This is a genomic window from Frankia sp. CgKIO3, assembly GCF_977946435.1.
Genome location: NZ_CDWTMO010000256.1, coordinates 1 through 3819 on the forward strand (window position 1 = coordinate 1; position 3819 = coordinate 3819).

Genomic DNA, 3819 nt, shown 5'->3' on the forward strand with positions numbered 1-3819 from the left:
GGTTGGCGATGAGGACCGGGTGGAGGAGGGGCACGAGTCACTCCCAAGACGCGGGTAATGCTGGGACGCGGGTGATGCCGGGACGCGGGTACGTTCGCCGGCACACCGCCGGACACGGCCGGGCGGGGAGAAGTGGTGCCGCGCGCGAGACTGATGCGCCGGGTCACCGCATCGAATGAGCACGATGGTGATGTCCTGCCGGCGGTGGCCCGCCGTGGCGCAGGCACGGAGTGCGACGGCGCAGAGCGGTGGAGATCACGGTGCGAACGGGCTGAGCGTGGCGTCGCGAGGCCGACGGACCGTCGGGGCGGGGCGACAGAACTGCCAGCTGGACCAGCCGATCAACCGATTAGGGACGGCAGACGACGAGCCGCCGCCGACGGCGCCGCGGGAGGATGACGCTGGCTCAGGCCCGCCCGGTACACGCCGCGCTGACGACCCGGCCCAGGTCCGTCACTTGGTCGCGGTGCAGGAAGAGGTGGGGCATTGCCATGAACGACACTCTACGTTGGAGGTAGCCCGGCGCGTTGTGGCCCTCCGAGACTCGGCTGGTGCTCGTTATGGTGTTCCGCCTGCTGCTCCGCGGAGTCGGTGTTTGCCGGATATCGTGCATGGCAGGCAATCCTTCCGTCTGGGCAGGCGCCCGCACGTCACCCTGCTGGAGAGAGGGACCGGAAATGAGGTGCCACGCGCGGTGGTTTTCGTCGAATTCCGTCGATACCCGGACGAAGGTTCGGTCATTGCCCTAGACCAGGGCCTAGACCAGGGCCCGCGCCGATGAGCGGACCCGTCCCCGATGTCGATCGTGCGCGGCTCGAACAGCTTCTGATCCAGCTCTCCGAGCAGGTGAACGAAGTGGCGTCCGTGCAGACCCGGATGCGTGGCCTGCTCGACGCGGTCGTCGACGTGGCCCGGGAACTGAGCCTGCCGGTCACCCTGCGCCGGATCGCGCAGGCCGCCTGCCAGCTCGTGGGGGCCAAGTACGGCGCCCTCGGGGTGATCGGCGACGACGGGGAGATCTCGGAGCTCATCCATGTGGGCTTCCCCGACGAGGTGCCCACCATGATCGGCAGACTTCCTGAGGGGCGCGGCCTGATCGGGGAGAGCCTGCGCCACCCTCGGCCGTTGCGGGTGGCCGACGTCGCCCGTCATCCCGTCGCGATCGGGTTTCCCGGCGGGCACCCGCGGTTCGACACCTTCCTCAACGTCCCGATCATGGTGCGGGGCGCGGCGTTCGGAACGCTGTTCCTCGGCGCGAAGCGCGGTGGCGGCGAGTTCACCCAGGAGGACGAGGATCTGGCGTGCGCGTTGGCGGCCGCGGTCGGTTTCGCGATCGAGAACGCGCGGCTGTACGAGGAGACCAGGCGCCGGCAGGCCTGGCTCTCGGCCAGTGTGGAGATCACGACCGCGCTGCTGTCGGTCGCGGAGCCCGAGAAGGCGCTCGACCTGGTGGCCCGGCGGGCTCGTCAGGCGACCGCGGCCCGGCTCGCCGCGATCCTCGTCCCCGACGAGGCCGGCCTGGTCGTCGGGGTTGTCGACGGGGAGGGGGACGACGACCTGCGAGGCCGGGTCTTCGCCGACAACCGCCGCCTGAACGAGGCCATGCGCACCGGCCGGGCCGTGCTCGTGCCCGCCGACTCCCCGGGCGGTCCGCTGTTCGGCGCGGACCATCCCGACCTCCCGGTGAAGGTCGGCATGGTGGTGCCGCTGATGGCGGGTGGCCGGGCGCTGGGCATCCTCGTCCTCGGCTCGGGTGAGCGTTCGGCCTCCTTCGGCGGTCTGGACCTGGAGATGGCTGCGGCTTTCGCCGGGCAGGCCGCGCTCACCCTCGAACTGGCCCGGGTGCACCGCGACCGGGAGCGTCTGGCCGTCTTCGAGGAACGGGACCGCATCGCTCGGGACCTGCACGACGTCGTGATCCAGCGGTTGTTCGCCACCGGTCTGCACCTGCAGAGCCTTGCCCGGGTCGTGGACAGCCGGGCGGCCGGGCGGCTGGACGCCGCCGCCGGCGAGCTCGACCAGACCATCTCCGACATCCGTCAGACGATCTTTTCGTTGACCTCCAACGCTGCTGAGGAGACCGATCTGCGCGCCGAGATCCAAGCGGTCATCGCCCAGGCCGAACGGGCCCTGGGGATCACCCCGACGGTCCGGCTGGACGGACCGATCGACCGCGGGGTCCCCGCGGCCATCCGCCCGCACATGCTCGCGGCGCTGCGCGAGGCGTTGTCCAACATCGCCCGCCACGCGCGGGCCTCCCGGATCAACGTGTTGCTGCGGGTCACCGACGCCGACATTCTGGTCGAGGTGCGCGACGACGGCCGCGGCCCCGGCAAGGCCTCGCGCAGCAGCGGGCTGGCCAACCTGCGGCACCGTGCGCTCGACCTCGGCGGCCGGATGGAGTTCGGCCCGGGAGCGGGCGGCGTCGGCACCACCATGACCTGGCAGGTCCCGGTGATCGCGCCGTTGCCCGAGCTTCGCGTGCACTCCGGCGAGGGATGGAGCGTCCTCGGTTAGCGGGTACGGCGGGGTTGCGGGGAACCCCGGGCCTCAAGAGCCTCAGGGGCCTCAAGGATTCAGGGGTTCAGCCTGGTGGCGAACACCGCGGCCTGGGTCCGGCTCTCCAGCCCGAGCTTGGACAGCATGCTGGAGACGTAGTTCTTCACGGTCTTCTCGGCGAGGAACATCCGGCTGGCGATCTGGCGGTTGGTGAGCCCCTCCGCGATCAGTCGGAGGATGCGCCGCTCCTGGTCGGTGAGCCCGGAAAGCCGTTCGTCCTCGGCTGGTCCCTCCCGCAGCCGCACCAGGACCCGGGGCGTCACCGCGGGATCGAGCAGGGACTTGCCCGCCGCCACCTGGCGCACCGCGTCTACGAGGGCGGTTCCCCGGATCTGCTTGAGAACGTAGCCGGCCGCGCCCGCCATGATCGCTGTGAAGAGCGCCTCCTCGTCGTCGAACGAGGTCAGGATGAGGCAGGCGATCCGTGGATCGCTCGACCGGACCTGCCGGCAGACCTCGATACCGCTGCCGTCCTCCAGGCGTGCGTCCAGCACCGCGACGTGGGGCTGGAGGGCCAGGATCCGGGCTACCGCCTCATCGGCCCGCCCGGCCTCCCCGACCACCTCTACATCGGGTTCGTCGGCGAGGAGATCCCGCAGCCCGCGACGCACTACCTCGTGGTCGTCGAGAAGGAACACCCGGATGGTTCCGGTGATCGACGCAGGCCCCGGTACGTCACCGACTCCGGAACCGTCCGCCAGTTCGTCTGACACCGTTGACTCCGCCCGACCCTGACGCCGTAGAAGACCGTCGCTGTTGTCACCTGCAGCAAGAAGAATATAACGCTCGCTGTTGGAGGCGGTGACCTCGACCGCACGGAAGCGGTGTCGTGCGTCTCGCGCACGGAAGCGGTGTCGTGCGTCTCGGCGGATGCCGTTCGGTGAACCCGTGAACGCTGGTTCCGGCGTCATCCGAAAAGGTTAGGTCCGGGTGGCGCCCCGCCGAAGTCCGGGGAGGTGTAGTCGAGTGGCTTCATGATGTGATTGCGCCAGGTCGCAATTGGCGTGCCGGCGGCGGATGTAGAGCCTGTCCGCGGGCCTGGAGGTTTCGCCTGCTCCCCGGCGCAGCGCTGAGGCCCGTCGGCCGGGACAGGGGAACCTCGATCGAGGCCGTCCGGTGTTTGTATCGTATGTCCGCCATGTGGCAAAAAGCACCCCGCTGCGTAGCGCCTCCGATCCGTCCGTCAAGATGCAGTTCTCGCCCTCAGACACCGGCGTCATTTTCCGGGGTCGGCCGATCATGGGCGTCTTCGGCATAGGA

General features: G+C 69.9%; 2 protein-coding genes. One reads left to right on the top strand and one right to left on the bottom strand.

Annotation, left to right across the window (positions count from 1 at the left end; all coding sequences use genetic code 11):
* The first annotated feature begins 777 nt into the window (after positions 1-777).
* Positions 778-2517 carry a sensor histidine kinase gene (locus AC08OJ_RS19115; protein WP_476594649.1) on the top strand — a complete coding sequence of 580 codons (1740 nt, stop codon included), beginning with the start codon at positions 778-780 and terminating at the stop codon, positions 2515-2517.
* Positions 2518-2576: 59 nt separating this feature from the next.
* Here AC08OJ_RS19115 and AC08OJ_RS19120 read toward each other — a convergent pair whose 3' ends face one another.
* A complete protein-coding gene (locus AC08OJ_RS19120) occupies positions 2577-3272 on the bottom strand; it encodes a response regulator (protein WP_476596457.1) in 696 nt (231 codons plus the stop codon).
* Between the last annotated feature and the right edge of the window lie 547 nt (positions 3273-3819).